At 72.1% G+C, this 16,887-nt stretch carries 15 protein-coding genes; 9 read left to right on the top strand and 6 right to left on the bottom strand.

The annotated features are described in order from the left end of the window. Positions 1 to 167: 167 nt before the first annotated feature. Together AB0I49_RS14070 and AB0I49_RS14065 are read right to left on the bottom strand one after the other, a co-directional pair. Positions 168 to 2,516, bottom strand: coding sequence for an FdhF/YdeP family oxidoreductase (locus AB0I49_RS14070; protein ID WP_363227189.1), 2,349 nt, complete (start codon positions 2,514 to 2,516; stop codon positions 168 to 170). Between the two features lie 132 nt (positions 2,517 to 2,648). Continuing rightward, positions 2,649 to 4,127 (bottom strand): cytosine permease, encoded by a 1,479-nt coding sequence (locus AB0I49_RS14065; RefSeq protein WP_363227188.1) that lies wholly within the window; start codon positions 4,125 to 4,127, stop codon positions 2,649 to 2,651. Between the two features lie 169 nt (positions 4,128 to 4,296). Between AB0I49_RS14065 and AB0I49_RS14060 the strand changes: the two genes are divergently transcribed. The 7 genes from AB0I49_RS14060 (at position 4,297) to pip (ending at position 10,808) form a co-directional block, all read left to right on the top strand. Continuing rightward, positions 4,297 to 5,205, top strand: a complete 909-nt coding sequence (locus AB0I49_RS14060) for a LysR family transcriptional regulator (protein ID WP_363227187.1) — start codon at positions 4,297 to 4,299, stop codon at positions 5,203 to 5,205. Positions 5,206 to 5,358: 153 nt separating this feature from the next. Beyond that, the gene (locus AB0I49_RS14055; RefSeq protein WP_363227186.1) at positions 5,359 to 5,871 is read left to right on the top strand and encodes a flavin reductase family protein; all 513 of its coding nucleotides are present in this window, start codon (positions 5,359 to 5,361) and stop codon (positions 5,869 to 5,871) included. 75 nt (positions 5,872 to 5,946) lie between these two features. Next, positions 5,947 to 7,425 (top strand): 4-hydroxyphenylacetate 3-hydroxylase family protein, encoded by a 1,479-nt coding sequence (locus AB0I49_RS14050; protein ID WP_363227185.1) that lies wholly within the window; start codon positions 5,947 to 5,949, stop codon positions 7,423 to 7,425. Continuing rightward, positions 7,422 to 7,895 (top strand): RidA family protein, encoded by a 474-nt coding sequence (locus AB0I49_RS14045; RefSeq protein WP_363227184.1) that lies wholly within the window; start codon positions 7,422 to 7,424, stop codon positions 7,893 to 7,895. The genes AB0I49_RS14050 and AB0I49_RS14045 overlap by 4 nt, the downstream gene beginning before the upstream one ends. Beyond that, complete coding sequence (locus AB0I49_RS14040) at positions 7,892 to 8,578, top strand: DUF1028 domain-containing protein (protein WP_363227183.1); 687 nt, start codon at positions 7,892 to 7,894, stop codon at positions 8,576 to 8,578. Before AB0I49_RS14045 ends, AB0I49_RS14040 begins: the two co-directional genes overlap by 4 nt. Then, positions 8,575 to 9,744 (top strand): amidohydrolase, encoded by a 1,170-nt coding sequence (locus tag AB0I49_RS14035; protein ID WP_363227182.1) that lies wholly within the window; start codon positions 8,575 to 8,577, stop codon positions 9,742 to 9,744. Before AB0I49_RS14040 ends, AB0I49_RS14035 begins: the two co-directional genes overlap by 4 nt. 95 nt (positions 9,745 to 9,839) lie before the next feature. After that, the gene (gene pip / locus AB0I49_RS14030; RefSeq protein ID WP_363227181.1) at positions 9,840 to 10,808 is read left to right on the top strand and encodes a prolyl aminopeptidase; all 969 of its coding nucleotides are present in this window, start codon (positions 9,840 to 9,842) and stop codon (positions 10,806 to 10,808) included. A gap of 21 nt (positions 10,809 to 10,829) precedes the next feature. On the opposite strand, the gene AB0I49_RS14025 is transcribed toward pip, so the two are convergent. After that, positions 10,830 to 11,699, bottom strand: coding sequence for a LysR family transcriptional regulator (locus tag AB0I49_RS14025; protein ID WP_363227180.1), 870 nt, complete (start codon positions 11,697 to 11,699; stop codon positions 10,830 to 10,832). Between the two features lie 334 nt (positions 11,700 to 12,033). Between AB0I49_RS14025 and AB0I49_RS14020 the strand changes: the two genes are divergently transcribed. Further along, positions 12,034 to 12,420 (top strand): cupin, encoded by a 387-nt coding sequence (locus tag AB0I49_RS14020; protein WP_363227179.1) that lies wholly within the window; start codon positions 12,034 to 12,036, stop codon positions 12,418 to 12,420. A gap of 58 nt (positions 12,421 to 12,478) precedes the next feature. On the opposite strand, the gene AB0I49_RS14015 is transcribed toward AB0I49_RS14020, so the two are convergent. After that, positions 12,479 to 12,931: a DUF1801 domain-containing protein gene (locus AB0I49_RS14015; protein WP_363227178.1), complete on the bottom strand. Its 453-nt coding sequence runs from the start codon at positions 12,929 to 12,931 to the stop codon at positions 12,479 to 12,481. 284 nt (positions 12,932 to 13,215) lie between these two features. Here AB0I49_RS14015 and AB0I49_RS14010 point away from each other — a divergent pair, with 284 nt between their 5' ends. Beyond that, positions 13,216 to 14,364, top strand: a complete 1,149-nt coding sequence (locus AB0I49_RS14010) for a LuxR C-terminal-related transcriptional regulator (RefSeq protein WP_363227234.1) — start codon at positions 13,216 to 13,218, stop codon at positions 14,362 to 14,364. A gap of 83 nt (positions 14,365 to 14,447) precedes the next feature. On the opposite strand, the gene AB0I49_RS14005 is transcribed toward AB0I49_RS14010, so the two are convergent. Both AB0I49_RS14005 and AB0I49_RS14000 read right to left on the bottom strand, forming a co-directional pair. Beyond that, positions 14,448 to 15,752, bottom strand: coding sequence for a PLP-dependent aminotransferase family protein (locus tag AB0I49_RS14005; RefSeq protein WP_363227177.1), 1,305 nt, complete (start codon positions 15,750 to 15,752; stop codon positions 14,448 to 14,450). Then, the gene (locus tag AB0I49_RS14000; RefSeq protein WP_363227233.1) at positions 15,749 to 16,849 is read right to left on the bottom strand and encodes an alpha-hydroxy acid oxidase; all 1,101 of its coding nucleotides are present in this window, start codon (positions 16,847 to 16,849) and stop codon (positions 15,749 to 15,751) included. The genes AB0I49_RS14005 and AB0I49_RS14000 overlap by 4 nt, the downstream gene beginning before the upstream one ends. Positions 16,850 to 16,887 lie beyond the last annotated feature (38 nt).

Raw genomic sequence — 16,887 nt, 5'->3', positions numbered from 1 at the left:
GAGAGGAATGCCGGCCTGGAAGCCGGTCAGGGAATGCTCTCGGTACTGGCGAGCCTACTCCTGCGTCAGCCTTGACCACGACTGCCCGACCGGTTCCCTTCCGATCAGGCCGTGCGCACCTGAGGTTCCTCGCGCGGGGTCGGCGCCCGCGTACCGGGCGGGAGGGCTCAGGCCGCCGGTTCGATGGTGACCTCGACGTGCTTCATGATCGGCTGGTCGCTCTGGGTGCTGTGGTCGACGAGCGCGCACAGCACGTTCATCTCGGGCATATAGCCGGCCGCGCAGCCGCGCGGGATGTCGTACGGAACGGCGAGATAGCCGTGGACGCTCCGCCGGCTGCCGTCCCGCGCCGTGCTCGTGATGTCCACGGGGCCGAGGTCGCCGATGCCGCGGTCGCGCATGTCGGCGCGGTTCATGAAGACCAGCGTGCGCAGGTTCTTGATGCCGCGGTAGCGGTCGTTGTCGGAGTAGATCGTGGTGTTCCACTGGTCGTGGGAGCGCATGGTGCCGAGCGCCAGGGTGCCGGGGGCGGGGACGACGTCCGGGAGCGCGGCGGTGGAGAACTCGGCGCGGCCGGACGGGGTGAGGAAGACCAGTTCGCGGGCGGGCTGCTTGATGCGGAAGCCGAGGGGCAGGCGCACGCGGCGGTTGAAGTCCTCGAAGCCGGGGAGGACGCGGGCCATGGTGTCGCGGATACGGTCGTAGTCCTCCACGTACCACTCCCAGCGCGTGGCGCTGTCGGGCAGCGCGGCGCGGGCGATGCCGGCGATGATGGCGGGCTCGGACAGCAGGTGCGGCGAGGCGGGCCGCTTCATGCCGATCGACAGGTGGACCATGCTCATCGAGTCCTCGACGGACGTGCTCTGGACGCCCTCGCGCTGATGGTCCTTCTCCGTGCGGCCGAGGCACGGAAGGATGACGGCCCGGCGGCCGTGGACGAGATGGCTGCGGTTCAGCTTGGTGCTCACCTGCACGGTGAGGTCGCAGTTGCGCAGCGCGGCGCAGGTGGCCTCGGTGTCGGGCGCGGCGAGAGCGAAGTTGCCGCCCATGCCGACGAACACCTTCACCGCGCCGCCGCGCATCGCCTCGATGGTGCCGACGGTGTCCAGGCCGTGTTCGCGGGGCGGTTCGATGCCGCAGACCTCGGCGAGCCGGTCGAGGAAGGCGCCGGCGGGGCGGTGGTCGATGCCGCAGGTGCGGTTGCCCTGCACATTGCTGTGGCCGCGTACGGGGGACGGGCCCGCGCCCTCGCGCCCCAGATTGCCGCGGAGCAGCAGCAGGTTGACGATCTCCCGCACGGTGTCGACGCCGTGCTCGTGCTGGCTCACCCCCAGGCACCAGCTGATGATGGAGCGGTCGGCCTCGCCGTAGACGCGGGCCGCCTTGAGGACGGCGGCGCGGCTGAGCCCGGACTGGGTCTCGATCTCCTCCCACGGCGTGACCTCGCACAGCGCGCGGTACTCCTCGAAGCCGGCGGTGTGGCGGTCGATGAACTCGCGGTCCAGGGCCTTGGGGTCGGTCGCCGACTGCTCCAGGACCGCCTTGGCCATGCCGCGCAGCAGGGCCATGTCGCCGCCGATGCGCACCTGGAGGTTGAGGGAGCTGGTCGGCGTCGACTTGAAGAGGGCCATGTCCGTGAAGTCGTGCGGCACGATGGTGCGGGTGGCCGCCGCCTCGACGAGCGGATTGATGTGGACGATCCGGGCCCCGCGGCTGTGGGCCTCGGCGAGCGCGGTGAGCATCCGGGGCGCGTTGGAGGCGGCGTTGACGCCCAGGATGAACAGCGCGTCGGCGCTCTCCCAGTCCGTCAGGTCGACGGTCCCCTTGCCGGTTCCCAGGGACGCCTGGAGGGCGCGGCCGCTGGCCTCGTGGCACATGTTGGAGCAGTCCGGCAGGTTGTTCGTGCCCAGTTCACGGGCCATCAGCTGGTAGAGGAACGTGGCCTCGTTGCCGAGCCGCCCCGAGGTGTAGAACGACGCCTGGTCCGGGCTGTCCAGGCCGCGCAGCGCACCGCCGATCAGCTCGAACGCGTCCTTCCAGCCGATCGGGACGTAGTGGTCCGTATCGGGGTCGTAGACCATCGGCTCGGTCAGCCGGCCCTGGTTCTCCAGGCCGTGGTCGCTCCAGCCGGACAGCTCGGTCACCGAGTGGGCGGCGAAGAACTCGCGCCCGACCCGCTTGCGGGTCATCTCCCAGGTGACGTGCTTGATCCCGTTCTCGCAGATGTCGAGGTGCAGGCCCTTGGTGTCGTCCGGCCACGCGCATCCGGGGCAGTCGAACCCGCCGTTCTCGTGGTTCATCCGCATGATCGCCCGCGGCCCGTCCACCAGCGCGCCCTCGCGCAGCAGGAAGCGGCTGACGCTCTTGGCGGCGCCCCAGCCCGCGGCGGGATGGCGGTACGGGCGGAACTCGGGGCCCTCCTTGGCGGCGGGCCCCGCTCCGGCTCCTGTTCCGGCCTGTGCTCCGGCCCCCGCTCCGGACTCGCTGGGCTTCTGCTCGTCGGTGTCGGCGCTCAAGACCCTCGACCTTCCCCTGTCCACCAAGCGGATATACAGCACGAAAAGGCGCTTTCGGGCAGGCTATGCCGCTTGATTCACGCACGCCATTCGAGGGCCGCGGCCGGGGCCGGCCGGATCACCGGTGCGCCGTCAGGCGGTCGGCGCCGTGCGCACCGGCTCCTCCTGGGCGACCCGCACCGCAGGCTCCGGCTCCGTCGTGCGCGGGCGCGCCCAGAAGTAGTACACGGGAGCCGTGACCACCAGACCGACCAGCCACGAGAGGTCCGCGCCGCCCAGCGGGGCGACCAAGGGGCCCGTGAAGAGGTCGGTGGAGACGAAGGGAAGCTGGACGACGATGCCGAGGGCGTACGACGAGAGCGCCGTGCGGTTGAAGCGGCCGTAGCGGCCGCCGTCGGCGGCGAAGAAGTCCGTCATCGCGTACCGGCCCCGGTGCACGAGGTAGAAGTCGATCAGGTTGATCGCGGTCCAGGGGATCAGCACGATCAGCAGGACGCTCACCAGGTTCACGAACCGCGAGACGAAGTCGTCGGACACGCCGACCGCGACGAGCAGCGCCGCCACGAGCACGGTCCCCGAGACCACGCCGCGCGCCGTCCGGCGCGGGGTCCAGTGGGCGCGGAAGGTCTGGCCGATCGTGATGAGGGACAGCACGGCGCCGTACAGGTTGAGGGCGTTGTGGTTGATGACGCTGAAGAGGAAGAGGACCAGCACGACGGGCCCGAACGAGCCCGCCGCGCTGTCGAAGCCCGCGACGGTGTCGTCGGCGCCCGGCGCGGCGAGCGCGATCACCGTGCCCGCCAGGAAGGACAGCGTCGAGCCGAGACACGAGCCGCCGTACGTCGCCCAGAACGTCGCGGGGGTGCGGACCGTACGCGGCAGATAGCGCGAGTAGTCCGATACGTACGGGGCGAAGGCGAGCTGCCACAGCGCGCTGAGCGACACCGTCGCCAGCCAGCCGGCGAAGGTGAAGCCGCCCCGGGTGAAGAAGTCGTCCGGCAGGCCGCGGAAGGCCACGACCGCGATGCCGACGGCGATGCCGAGCCCCAGCACCCAGGTCGCGATCTTGTTGAGGGTGTGGATCAGGCGGTACCCGACCCAGCAGATCACCGCCGAGCCCAGCGCGCCCAGCACGATGCCCCCGTTGACGGGGACGGCGGGCGCGAGGCCGTGCAGGGACTTCCCGGCCAGCACGATGTTCGACGCGAAGAAGCCGACGTACATGGCCGCCGCGACGACCACGATCACCAGCGCCCCGATCACCCCGAACTGCGCCCGGCTCTGGATCATCTGCGGCACGCCGAGCTGCGGGCCCTGCGCCGAGTGCAGCGCCATGAAGACGCCGCCGACGAGCTGGCCGACGAGGATCGCCAGCACGCCCGACCAGAACGACTGGTGGAAGACCTGCACCCCCATGGCACCTGTGACCAGCGGCAACGGGGCGATGTTCGTCCCGAACCACATGGTGAACAGGTCCCTGACCCGCCCGTGGCGCTCGTCGTCGGGGATGTGGTCGATCGTGTGCTGCTCCACCGTGGCGGGCGCGTCCGGCACGGCGGACGCCTCGGCCGCGGCGGGGGTGTCGGGTGCGGATCCTCCGGGACCGGACATGCGGACTCCCTAGAACGTGAGGGGCGAAGAGCGGTGCGGCACCGCGGGGGAGAGAGAAAGGGCGGCGCGGACAGGTCGGGTGGTTGGGAAGTCTCGAAGATTCCAAATCCCCGGTCAAACATTGTTTTCACGGGGGCTGCATCGGTTTTCCAGATGTAAAAATCCCGGCATGCCCCACGACACCAACTTCACCCTCGTGCAGCTGCGCTACTTCCTCGCCGCCGCCGAGCTCGGATCCATGACCGCCGCGGCCCAGCGCATCAACGTCTCGCAGTCCGCCGTCTCCACCGCCGTGACCCACCTGGAACGCGAACTCGGCGTCCAGCTCCTCATCCGCAGACACGCCAAGGGGCTGGAGCTGACGGCGGCCGGCGAGCGCTTCCAGCACGAGCTGCGCGGCTTCCTCACCCACGCCGACGAACTGGCCGAATCGGCGCGCAGCCTCGGCTCGGAGCTCGTCGGCGACCTGGCCGTCGGCTGCTTCCAGACCTTCGCCCCCTTCTACCTGCCGCGCCTGCTGCGAGGGTTCGCCGAGCGCCACCCCGCCGTCCGCGTCGACGTGCACGAGGGCGACACCCCCGCCGTCCAGAGCCTGCTGCGCACCGGGCAGTGCGAGCTGGGGCTGCTGTACGACCTCGAACTCGACGCCGACATCGAGCACGAGGTCCTGGCCATGGCGCCCCCGTACGCGCTCGTCCACGAGGGGCACCGGCTCGCCGGCAGCCGCCGGGTCCGGCTCGCCGACCTCGGCGGCGAGCCCATGGTCCTGCTCGACCTGCCGGTCAGCCGCGACTACTTCCAGTCCGCGGCGGCCAAGGCCGGGGTGCGTCCCAAGATCAGCCACCGCACCACCAACTACGAGACCGTGCGCTCCATGGTCGCCGCCGGATACGGCTGGTCCCTGCTCAACCAGCGGCCCGCGCACGACAGCACGTACGGCGGCTCCCGCGTCGTCTGTCTGCCCCTCGCCGACCAGCTGCCGGCCCTGCCCGTCGTCCTCGCCAAGCTGCGCGGCGTACGGCTGACGGGGCGCGCGCAGGCGTTCGCCGCGACCTGCCGGGAGACGCTGCGCGCGTAGGCCCCGGGGCCGCGAGCTCGTTGCATCTGTTCAACAGATGCAGTTGAGCGAAAACATCTGCTTTACGGAAGTACCCGGTCCACCCATAGTGGTCGTCAGCCGAGCCCGCTCCACCGCATCGAGCTCGCCCCACCGCACCGAGGGAGGCCGACCATGAGCATCGCCCCGGACCAACTCACCACCCCACGGCAGGACTTCATCGCGGCCATGGGCAACGCCGCGACCGGCGTCACCGTGGTCGCCACCGACGGGCCCGCCGGCCGCTTCGCCCAGACCGTGAGCGCCATGTGCTCCGTCACCGCGGACCCGCCGTCGCTCCTCGTCTGCGTCAACGAACGCAGCCCGCTCGCCGAGGCCGCCGCCCGCAACGGCCACTTCGCCGTCAGCGTCCTGAGCGCCGAACAGGCCCATGTCTCCGACGTCTTCGCGGGCCGGCCCGCTGCCGGCCCGCCGTACGACTTCGGCTGCGCCGACTGGGAGACCCTCGCCACCGGCTCGCCGCTGCTGCGCGGCGCCGCCGCCGTCTTCGACTGCCGGCTCGGCGACGCCGTCGTCTCCGGTACACACCGGGTCCTCTTCGGCGCCGTCACCGCCGCCGCCGTCTCCCCGGGCGCCCACCCCTTGGTGCACCACGCCCGCACGTACGGCACCCACCGCCCGCTCTGACCCGCCTGACCCGCTGAAGACAGTCCCCCCGGCAGCCGCCGCCCCCTCTGAGAGCCCAGGACAAGGAGTACGGACATGATCCGCACCGGAGAGCAGTACCGGGAGTCGATTCGCGACGGCCGCGAGGTCTGGATGAACGGCGAGAAGATCGAGGACGTGCCCACGCACCCCGCCTTCCAGCCGCTCGTCGACATCCGGGCCCGCATCTACGACATGGCGCACGACCCGGCCACCAGCGGCGTCATGACCTACCAGGACGAGGAGAGCGGCGAACTCAACGCCGTGCAGCAGAAGCCGCCCCGAACCCGCCAGGACTGGGAGGACAAGCGGGCCGCCACCGACGCGGTGCTCACCGACGCCGGCGGCGTCGTCACCCGCGTCGGCGACGAGACCATCGGCGAGGTGTGGTCCCTCATCGACGGCCAGGACGTCCTCAACCAGATCAACCCGGCCTACGCCGAGAACGTCAAGCGCCACATCGACCTGGCCTGCTTCGGCGACCCCTTCCACGTCTCCGCCAACACGGACCCCAAGGGCGACCGCTCCAAGCGCCCCCAGGACCAGGACCCCGACATGCTGCTGCACGCCGTCCGCGAGACGGACCGCGGCATCGTCGTGCGGGGCGCCAAGTACGAGACGGCCGCCGCCTACTCCAACCAGGCGTTCGCCAAACCGACCATCGCCAACTGGGGCGACTCCGAACTCTCCGACTACGCCCTCGGGTTCATGCTCGACATGGGCGCGCCCGGACTCAAGTACATCTGCCGCACCGGCTTCGCCGGCGGCGCCAAGCCCGTCGACGACTACCCCGTCTCCAACCGCTTCGACGAGGTCGACACCCTGGTCGTCTTCGACGACGTCGAGATCCCCTGGGAGAACATCCTCTTCTACCGCGACACCAAGGCCGCCACCTTCATCCGCGCCACCCTGCACCGCTACAGCGCCTACGCCTTTACCCAGCGCAACCTGCGCCTCGCCGACCTGATGATCGGCGCCGCGCTGTGGAACGTGAAGCAGACCGGCCTGGAGAAGCAGCAGGCCGTACAGGAGAAGCTGGCGACCCTCGCCTGCTACCGCGAGGGCATCAACGCGCACCTCACCGCCGCCATAGCCATGGCGGAGCCCAGCCCCGGCGGGCTGCTGATGCCCAACCAGTCGCTCCTGTACACCGGCCGCGTGCTGGCCTGCTCGCAGCTCCACGAGATGATGCACATCGCCCGCGAACTCTGCGGCGGCCAGATCTGCATCACCCCGGACAAGGCGTCCTTCGAGGACCCCGAGACCGGGCCGTGGCTGGAGAAGTTCTACTCGGTCAACGAGCACTGGGTCGCCGAGGACCGCCGCAAGCTCCTCGCGTACGCCCGCGACCTGCTGAACTCCGACTACGCGGGCCACCGGCTCACCTTCCAGCTCTTCGCGCAGTCGCCGCCGTTCGCCCACCTCGGCGCTGTCTACCGCAACTTCGGCTGGGACGGCCCGCTCGACCTGGTCAAGGACGCGGCCGGACTCTCCGACAACGTGCTCGGCTCCCTGAACAGGAAGGCCGCCAAGTGACCGCCCACGACCGCATCCGCCCCTTCAACACCGCCGCCACCTATCCCGAACAGGACCTCTCCAACGACCTCGCGCAGGCCGTCGTCGCCGAGGGCACCGTCTATCTGCGGGGCCAGATCGGCCAGGATCTCGACACCCGCGAGAACGTCGGCGTCGGCGACGTGGCCGCCCAGGCCGAGCGGGCGATGGCCAACATCGCGATGCTGCTGGGGGAGTGCGGCAGCCGCCTCGACGAGATCGTGAAGATCACCGTCTATCTGACGGACATCCGGTTCCGCGAGCCCGTCTACCGCGTCATGGGCCACTGGCTCGAAGGCGTCCACTACGTCTCCACCGGCCTCGTCGTCTCCGCCCTCGCCCGGCCCGAATGGCTCGTCGAGATCGACGCCACCGCCGTGATCCCGGCCGAACGCCGCGCCGAAGCGGCCGCCGTCCGCGCCGCGGCCGTACGGGAAGGGGAAGCGGCATGACCTTCTCGATCGCCGCGCGCTGCGCACGCACCGGACAGTTCGGGGTCGCCGTCACCTCGTCGTCCCCCGCCGTCGCCGCCCGCTGCGCGTACGTCCGGGCGGGCGTGGGCGCGGCCTGCTCGCAGAACATCACCGACCCGCGGCTCGGCGCCCACCTCCTCGGCCTCATGGCGGGCGGCGCGTCCGCCGCCTCCGCGATCCGCGAGACCGCGCACGCCGAGGCGCACCTTGCGCACATCCCGTACCGGCAGCTGACCGCCGTCGGCGTCGACGGGCCGGGCGCCGCGTACTCCGGGGCGCACACCCTGGGCCGGCACGCCGAAGCCGTCGGACCCGACGCGGTCGCCGCCGGAAACCTCCTCGCCGACCCCGGCGTGCCGCAAGCCATGCTCGACGCCTTCGCCGCCGACCCCGCCGCCCCGCTCGCCCGCCGCCTCGTCGACGCGCTCACCGCGGGCGCGGTGGCGGGCGGCGAGGAGGGCCCGGTGCGCTCGGCGGGGCTGCTCGTCGCCGGCGACGTGCCGTGGCCGGTCACGGACCTCCGCGTCGACTGGACCGACGGAGACCCGATCGCCGAACTGGCCGCGCTGTGGAAGATCTGGGAGCCGCAGGAGCTGCCGTACGTCCAGCGCGCGCTCGCTCCCGGCGAGGCGCCGTCCTTCGGCGTGCCGGGGGACGCGTGACGACGGCGGGCGCCGGGGCGCGTACGAGCGGCATCCGGCGGGCCGTCGCGGCGGCGGCCGACGACCTGCTGGCCCTCAGCCACCGCATCCACGCCAACCCGGAAGTGGCCTGGGAGGAGGAGAAGGCGGCCCGCTGGACGGCCGGGGCGCTGGACGGCCTCGGCTACACCGTGCGCACCGGGACCGCCGGGCTGCCCACCGCCTTCACCGCGACCACCGGAACCGGGCCGCTGCACCTCGGGATCTGCGCCGAGTACGACGCGCTGCCCGGTCTCGGCCACGCCTGCGGCCACAACATCATCGCCGCGGCGGCGGTCGGCGCGGCGGCGGGGCTCGCCCCCTTCGCGGACGAACTGGGCCTGACGGTCACGGTCTTCGGCACCCCGGCGGAGGAGGGCGGCGGCGGGAAGATCCTGATGCTGGAGCGGGGCGCCTTCGACGGGGTGCACGCGGCGATGATGGTCCACCCCGGACCCGTCGACGTCGCGGAGGCGGACCCGTTCGCCGTCGCCCATCTCAAGGTCCGCTACCACGGTAAGGCCGCGCACGCCGCCGCCTACCCGGAGCAGGGCCGCAACGCGGCCGACGCGTTCACCCTCGCCCAGGTCGCGATCGGCCTGCTGCGCCAGCAACTGCCGGGCGGCACACGGGTGCACGGCATGATGACGCGCGGCGGCGAGGCGCCCAACGCCATCCCGGAGCTGACGGAGGGCCGCTGGTACATCCGCGCGGGGACCCTGGAGCACCTCGACGAACTGCGTCCGCGCGTCGAGCGCTGCTTCGAGGCGGGCGCGCTGGCGACGGGATGCGACCTGGAGATCGAGCCGGAGAGCCGCCCGTACTCGGAGTTCCGCAACGACGCGGGGCTGCTCGCCGTCTACCGGCGTACGGCCGCGGAACTGGGCCGCCGCTTCGATCCGGGCACCCCCGCGGCCCGGATGAACCGCGCCTCGACCGACATGGGCAATGTGTCGCGCGTACTGCCCGCCATCCACCCCTATCTCGGCATCGGTTCGCTGCCCGCTGTCAACCATCAGAAGGAGTTCGCCGCGCACTGCGTCGGCGGCGAGGCGGACCGCGCCGTCATCGACGGGGCCGCGGCGATGGCGCTGACGGCCGCGGCGGCGGCCTCCGACGCGGGGGAGCGGGAGCGGCTCATCGGCTGAGGGGCCGAGACCGGCCGGCCGGCTTTACGGTGGTCCCACCGTTGAGCGGGGAACGGCCGGTGTCGCCCCCGCACAGAGCCGCCGGGAGGCCCCCTTTGAGTGAGCTGTATCCGCCGCTGGAACCGTACGAGACGGGGATGCTCGACGTCGGCGACGGCAACTCCGTGTACTGGGAGGTCTGCGGCAACCCGGCCGGCAAGCCCGCGCTCGTCGTGCACGGAGGGCCCGGCTCGGGGTGCGGCACCGGCGTGCGCCGGTTCTTCGACCCGGACCGGTACCGCGTGGTCCTGTTCGATCAGCGCGGCTGCGGCCGCAGCACCCCGCACGCCGCCGACCCCGCGACCGACATGCGGCACAACACCACCTGGCACCTGATCGCCGACATGGAACGGCTGCGGGAGCACCTGGGCATCGACCGCTGGCTGCTGCACGGCGGCTCCTGGGGCTCCACCCTCCTCCTGGCCTACGCGGAGCAGCACCCCCGGCGCGTCTCGGAGATCGTCATCGCGAGCGTCACCACCACCCGACGATCCGAGACCGACTGGCTCTACCGCGGAGTGGGCCGCTTCTTCCCCGAGCAGTGGGAACGCTTCCTCGCCGGGGCGCCCGGCACCCCGCGCGACGGCGACATCGTCGGCGCGTACGCGCGCCTGATGGAGCACCCCGACGCCGCGGTGCGGCACAAGGCCACGGCCGACTGGTGCGCCTGGGAGGACGCGGTCCTCTCGGGCGAGACGAACGGCGCCTCCAACCCGTACGGCGACCGCCCCTCCGCCGCCCGCCTCGCCCTGGTCCGTATCTGCTCCCACTACTTCTCCCACGGCGTGTGGCTGGAGGAGGGCGCGCTGCTGCGCGACGCGGGCCGGCTGGCCGGGATTCCGGGCGTCCTGATCCACGGCCGCTTCGACATGGGCGGACCGCTCCAGACGGCGTGGGAACTCGCCCGCGCGTGGCCGGACGCGAAGCTCATCACTGTCGAGGGCGCGGGACATCTGGGCACGGAGGCGACGCGCGCGCATGTGCTGGAGGCGCTCGACGCGTTCGGCGCGTCAGACGCGGGCTGACCAGGCCGATCAGACGGCCGATCAGACGGCGGTCCCGGTCCCGGCCGCGGCTGAGGGGTGGCTCGCGGCGACCGCCGCCGCCACGAACGAGGCGACGAGGGGCCGCCGGTCGAGCTCGGGCCAGGCGACGGCGAGCCGGCTGTCGCCCGCGTCGGTCACCGGAACGCACACGAGCCCCGCGGGAACGGGCTCGACGAGCGAGCGCGGCAGCACCGCGATCATCCGCCCGACGGTGATCAGATGCGTCATCTGCGCCACGTCCACGACCTCCGGCCCCGACCCGCCGTCGTCGACGCCCTTCCAGCGCGGCATCGTCTCGCCGTCGAGATCCGCCATCCGCAGTTCGCCGCGCGAGGCCAGCCGGTGACCGGCGGGGAGAATCGCGACGCGCCCTTCCACGTACAGCGTCTCGTGCGCCAGCCCCTCGACGTCGTCGAACGGCACATACAGCAGCGCCACGTCCGCCCGCCCGTCCCGCAGTTGGTCGACCCGGTCGGTGCCGCCGCTGAACAGGATGTCCACCCGGCGCGCGTCGGGCCGCCGCGCGTACTCGGCGAGGATCCCGGACAGCAGACCGGCATCGCCACCCGGCTTGATCACCAGCCGCAGACGCGCCTCCGCCTCGGCGGCCCGCCGCGCACTGCGCACCGCCGCGCTCACGGCGTTCACGGCATGCCGGCCGTGTTCGAGCAGCGCCTCCCCGGCCGGCGTGAGCGAGACATGGCGGCTCGACCGTACGAGCAGCCGCACCCCGAGCCGCGTCTCCACCCGCCGGATCGCCTTCGACAACGCCGGCTGCGCGATCGCCAGCCGCACCGCGGCCCGCCCGAAGTGCAGCTCCTCGGCGACCGCGATGAAGTACTCAAGCTCCCGGGTCTCCAGTTCAACCATGCTCCAAGGCTATCGCCGATGACTGAGCTGGTCCCGAGGAGCCGAGGTCCAGCGGCAGTTCGGAATCGGTCCCATTCCGCTGCGGCATCGGTTGAGAAACGGGGCCGACGCAGCCTTGTGTCCGACCGGCCTCCGCCGCGGACCGGCCCTGCGCGACACCGACACCGCCCGTCGGCTGTGGGAGATCTCCGAGAAGCTCACCGGCGGCAGCTTCCTCCCGGAGTGCGACGGCGGGACTTCCATTCGCCGATGACCTTCGCGACCTCATATGTGTACGGTGTACGAAAACTTCGGCATGCCGACCGGCCGACCTTCCACACCGAGAGGAACCGCGATGTCCGCCCTACCGATCGATATGTTCGCCCGTGCGATCCACATCCACAGCAGCGGCACGGTCACCGACGCCGAGCCCCGGACGGCCGGAGAGCCCGACAGCTGGCAGCTGGCGACCTTCCACGCCGAGACCGACCGGGAGGTGCACTCCGATCACTGGGAGATGCACCCGGCGGCCGAGGAAGTGGTCTGCTGTCTCTCCGGCAGCATGCGCCTCTACCTGCGGCCCGAACGCCCCGGCGACGTCGAGGAGATGACGCGCCTGGCCGCCCGCACATGCTTCATCGTGCCGCGCGGACGCTGGCACCGCATCGAGCTGGACGAGCCGACCGACCTGATGTCACTGACCCTGCGCCACGGCTCCCAGGTGCGGCCCCGTACCGCCTGACGGCCGGGCTCCGGCGGTGCGTGCGGCCTGGGGCCTCACGCGCCGCCGGGCGGTCGGCTCAGCTCACCGCCTGCTTCACGAGGGCGCTGATGCGCGCCTCCACCTCGTCCGTCACCTCGGTCAGGGCGAAGGCGTTCGCCCACATCGTGCCCTCGTCCAGTTTCGCGAGGTCGCTGAAGCCGAGCGTCGCGTAGCGGGCCTTGAACTTCGCCGCGCTCTGGAAGAAACAGAGGATCTTGTCGTCGAGCGCGTAGGCCGGCATGCCGTACCAGAGCTTCGGGGCGAGCTCCGGGGCGCTGGCGGTGACGACGGCGTGGACGCGCTCGGCCATGATCCGGTCCGAGTCCTCCATCTCGGCGATCTTCGCCAGCACGTCCCGCTTCGCCTCGGCGGCCTTCTCGGCACGCGAGACGCGGCGGGACGCCTTCTTCAGCTCCTTGGCGTGGTCCTTCATCGCGGCCCGCTCCTCGGCGCTGAAACCCTCGTGCGTGCTGTCGTCGGTGCTGCTCATAGCAGGTCTCCCCTTGAGGATCAGGAATGCTCGATCGTGGACGCGGACGCGTGGGCGGCATGGCTCCGCCACCCCCGCCGTCGGCTCGTGCCATACCGACGGCGACTGAGAGATGAGCGTAATGCGGGGCACTGACAACGGCTCGTCGCGAGCCCGGAGGGGGAGCCGGGCGGCGGGAGCCGTAGCCGATCTTCGTGCCGCCCGTTAGCCTCGGCCTTTCCCGAGGAGGGCGCACTCCTCGGGCGAACAAGAGAAGAGCATCGAGCCGTACCCGCGTGTCCGCAATGACGGCGGTGGCCGCGGGGCCGTACGCGGGCCGGGTCGAGGCGTGGTCGGGCGCGGTCCGCGAGGCCGTACGCGACCGGGCCGTATCCGCCGCGCACGCCCCGCGGCGGAAGCCGCCGGCTGCCCAAGGAGTCCGTACGTTGCTTCCGTTTCTCGGCGTGCAGGGGAATACCGAAACCGTCTACCGGGCCATGCTCCGGCACCAGGAGCTGTCCGTCGAAGAACTCGCCGCCCGTCTCTCGCTGTCCACCGACGACATCCGCGCCGCTCTGGACGTGCTCTTCGACTGCAGACTGCTCAGGGAGTCCTACGAGAACCCCGGCCAGCTCTTCGCCGTCGATCCCATAGTGGGCCTTCAGGAACTGCTGGCCCGAGAGCGGCAGGAACTGCTGGAGCGGCAGCAGCGGATCGCCGACAGCCAGCAGCTGATCACCCGCATGCTGGCCGAGAACGGACGGCGGACCGTACGCGACGGGACCGTGCGCGCCCCGGCCGGCGACGAGAGCGGCGCCGAACGGCTCGACGGCCTCACGGCCGTGCGCCGGCGGATCGAACAGCTCGTGTGCAACGCCTCCCGCACGGTGGCGACCTTCATGCAGGGCGGCGCCCAGCCGCCGTCGTCGCTGGCGGCCGCGCGGCGCAACGACGAATCGGTGCTCCGGCGCGGAGCGGCCGTCCGCACCATCGGCCTGGACGCCATCCGCCGGGACCCGGCCACCCTCGACTACGCCCGCTGGCTCACCGCTCGCGGCGGCGAGTTCCGTACGACGGCGAGCCTGCCGCCCGGCATGGTCCTCGTGGACAGTTCGACGGCTCTCCTGCCCATCGACCCCGCCGACACCGGAAAGGGCGCGCTCTGCCTCACCAGACCGGGCGTGGTCGCGTCGCTGGTCGCGCTCTTCGAGTGCGTCTGGGACGTCGCCACCCCGCTGGGCGCGGACCGCGAGGCCGGCCGGGCGGGGCTGTCCGAGCCGGAGCGCGAACTCCTCCTGCTCATCGCACGGGGGCACACCGATGAGTCCGCGGCCGCCCAGCTCTTCATCTCGCCCCGCACCACCCGCCGCATGATGGCTTCGCTCATGGAGCGGCTGGGCGCGCGCAGCCGCTTCGAAGCAGGCGTCAAGGCCGCACAGCACGGCTGGCTCTGACGCCCGCCCCCTGCTCCCCGTGCGCCCGCGACGTGCCGTCCCTCGCACGTCGCGGACGCACGGATCCGTAGCGGTACCGGCCGTCAGATCCGCTCGGTGATCAGCTTGGCCAGCCGGTCGAGCCCCGTCTCGATCTGCTCCGTCGACAGATAGCTGCACGACAGCCGCATCTGACGCGCCGCCACGTCACTGTCGTGGAAATGGCGCATCGGCGTGAACAGCACTCCGTGCCGGTTCGCCGCGATGTCGAGCAGCTCGTCGGTGACCGGGAACGGCACCGTCACCCCGACGAAGAAGCCGCCGGCCGGGGTGTTCCAGCCGACCCCCTCCAGCCCGTCGAGGCGTCGGCTCAGCCCGCGCAGCAGGCAGTCGAGGTTGCGCCGGTAGATGCCGATCTGGCGCTGGTTGGCCCGCAGCAGACTGCCCCCGTGCTCCAGCAGCATCCCGCCGACCAGGGCCTGGCTCACCGGCGGGGTGTTGACCGTGAGCATGCTCTTGGCCTTCGACAGCTCGTCGGCCAGCAGCCCGCCGTCCGGCCCCGCGATCCGCTGGTCCGCCACGGCGAAGCCCACCCGCGCGCCGGGAAAACAGGTCTTCGCCAGTGAACCGAGATAGACCACGTGCTGCCCCGTGTCGAGTGCCTTCAGGGTCGGCGGGCGCTCGCCCTCCACCGCCTGGAAGAACCCGTACGGATTGTCCTCCAGCAGGAGCAGATCCTGCTCGGCGGCGATCTCCAGCAGCTGCCGGCGGCTGCTCACGGTCATGCTCAGGCCGCTCGGATTGGAGAAGTCGGGCACGAGGTAGAGCGCCCGGGGCCGCAGCCCCTCGGCGCGGGCGGCCGCGATCCGGGCGAGCAGATCGTCCAGGTCCACGCCGTCCGGGCCCTCGCCGACCGGATGGACGGGGAAGTCCAGCAGCCGCGCGGCGCCCGTCAGCCCGACGTACGTCGGCGCCACGGCCAGCACCACATCGCGGTCCGAGGCCCGCAGCGCACGCAGCACCAGCCACAGCGCCTCCTGCGCGCCGACGGTGACCAGGACGGCCTCCGGGTCCACGGTGATGCCCTCGTCCACGGCGAGCTGCCGCGCGATGAGTTCGTGGACGATGCCCTTGGTGCGCCCGTACTGGAACAGCTCCCGGTGGACCCGCGTCCGGTCGTACCCCTTCGTACCGGTCAGGTAGTCGGCGTAGGCGTCGAGGTAGCGGTGCAGGTCGGCGAGGTCGAAGGTGTCCTCGCAGGGGCGGCCGGGCGCGAAGGAGATCGCGTCCGGGAACCGGTTCGCCACCTCGTTGAGGAAGTTCATCGACAGCAGCGCCGGGTCGCGCAGCGAGGCGTGCAGATCCGCCGGGTCGAGCCGGACGGACGCGGCGGGTTCGACCGTCGTCATCGGATGCCTCCTACGGGCGTACGGCCGGCCGGCACCCGCGCCGACAGCAGCCGGACGGCGGCGAGGTCGGCGCAGCCGGCGAGTTCCAGGGCGGAGCGCAGCTCGGCGGCGAGCAGGTCGAGGACCCGGCGCACGCCCGCCTCGCCCCCGGCGGCCAGCCCCCACAGCGCGGGCCGGCCGAGCAGCACGCCGCTCGCGCCCAGCGCCAGGGCCTTGAGTACGTCCGTACCGCCGCGGATTCCGCTGTCCAGCAGGACCCGGCAGCGGTCCGGGACCGCCTCGCGCACCGCCGGCAGCATCTCCACGCTGGCCACGGCGGAGTCGAGCTGCCGGCCGCCGTGGTTGGAGACCACCACGGCGTCCGCGCCGAGGTCGGCGGCGAGCACGGCGTCCCGCGGGTCCATGACCCCCTTCACGATCAGCGGCAGCCGGGTCCGCTCCCGCAGCAGGGTGAGGTCGTCCCAGCTCAGCCCGGCCGCGAAGGCCCTGGCCGTGTGCTCGGCCACGGCGGAGACGCCGGGCCGCCGGTCGTGGGTCTCCTCGACGCTCGCCGGGTCCAGATTGGCGGCGGCCACGTCGGTCGGCAGGGCGAAGCCGTTGCGCAGGTCCCGCAGCCGCCGCCCCATCCGGGGTACGTCCACGGTGACGACGAGCGCCGAGCAGCCCGCTTCCTCGGCCCGCAGCACCAGCTCCGCCGTGGCCCCGCGGTCGCGCAGGCAATACAGCTGGAACCAGGTGATACCGCCGAGCGCGGTGACGGACTCGATCGGGCGGCTGCTCAGCATGGACAGGGCGAACGGCACCCCGGCCGCGGCCGCCGCCCGCGCGGTCGCCAACTCGCCCTCCTCGTGCGCCAGTTGCTGATACGCCATCGGTGCGACGGCGACCGGCAGGGCGGCGGTCGGGGCGCCGGGCAGCTCGGCCTCGGTGTCGCAGCCGGAGGCGCCCGACAGCACTCGCGGCACGAGCCCGACCTGGTCCAGGGCCGACCGGTTGGCGGCGAGGGTCAGCTCGTCGCCGCTGCCGCCCGCGATGAAGTCCCAGACCTCGGCGGGCAGTACGCGCTCGGCGACGGCCGCGAAGTCGGCCACGGACACCGGGGCCGAAGCGACCGCGGCGGTCTGCGTCGCGTCGC

Origin of the sequence: Streptomyces sp. NPDC050617 (assembly GCF_040654795.1) — a bacterium.
Classification (GTDB): Bacteria; Actinomycetota; Actinomycetes; order Streptomycetales; family Streptomycetaceae; genus Streptomyces.
This window is presented reverse-complemented; position numbering and strand designations above follow the sequence as displayed.

Coding starts and splice junctions, on each gene's coding strand:
- AB0I49_RS14055 (WP_363227186.1), top strand. CDS start 5,359: ATGAGCATCGCCCCGGACCAACTCACCACCCCACGGCAGGACTTCATC.
- AB0I49_RS14015 (WP_363227178.1), bottom strand. CDS start 12,931: ATGAGCAGCACCGACGACAGCACGCACGAGGGTTTCAGCGCCGAGGAG.
- AB0I49_RS14060 (WP_363227187.1), top strand. CDS start 4,297: ATGCCCCACGACACCAACTTCACCCTCGTGCAGCTGCGCTACTTCCTC.
- AB0I49_RS14050 (WP_363227185.1), top strand. CDS start 5,947: ATGATCCGCACCGGAGAGCAGTACCGGGAGTCGATTCGCGACGGCCGC.
- AB0I49_RS14025 (WP_363227180.1), bottom strand. CDS start 11,699: ATGGTTGAACTGGAGACCCGGGAGCTTGAGTACTTCATCGCGGTCGCC.
- AB0I49_RS14010 (WP_363227234.1), top strand. CDS start 13,216: ATGACGGCGGTGGCCGCGGGGCCGTACGCGGGCCGGGTCGAGGCGTGG.
- AB0I49_RS14040 (WP_363227183.1), top strand. CDS start 7,892: ATGACCTTCTCGATCGCCGCGCGCTGCGCACGCACCGGACAGTTCGGG.
- AB0I49_RS14020 (WP_363227179.1), top strand. CDS start 12,034: ATGTCCGCCCTACCGATCGATATGTTCGCCCGTGCGATCCACATCCAC.
- AB0I49_RS14005 (WP_363227177.1), bottom strand. CDS start 15,752: ATGACGACGGTCGAACCCGCCGCGTCCGTCCGGCTCGACCCGGCGGAT.
- AB0I49_RS14065 (WP_363227188.1), bottom strand. CDS start 4,127: ATGTCCGGTCCCGGAGGATCCGCACCCGACACCCCCGCCGCGGCCGAG.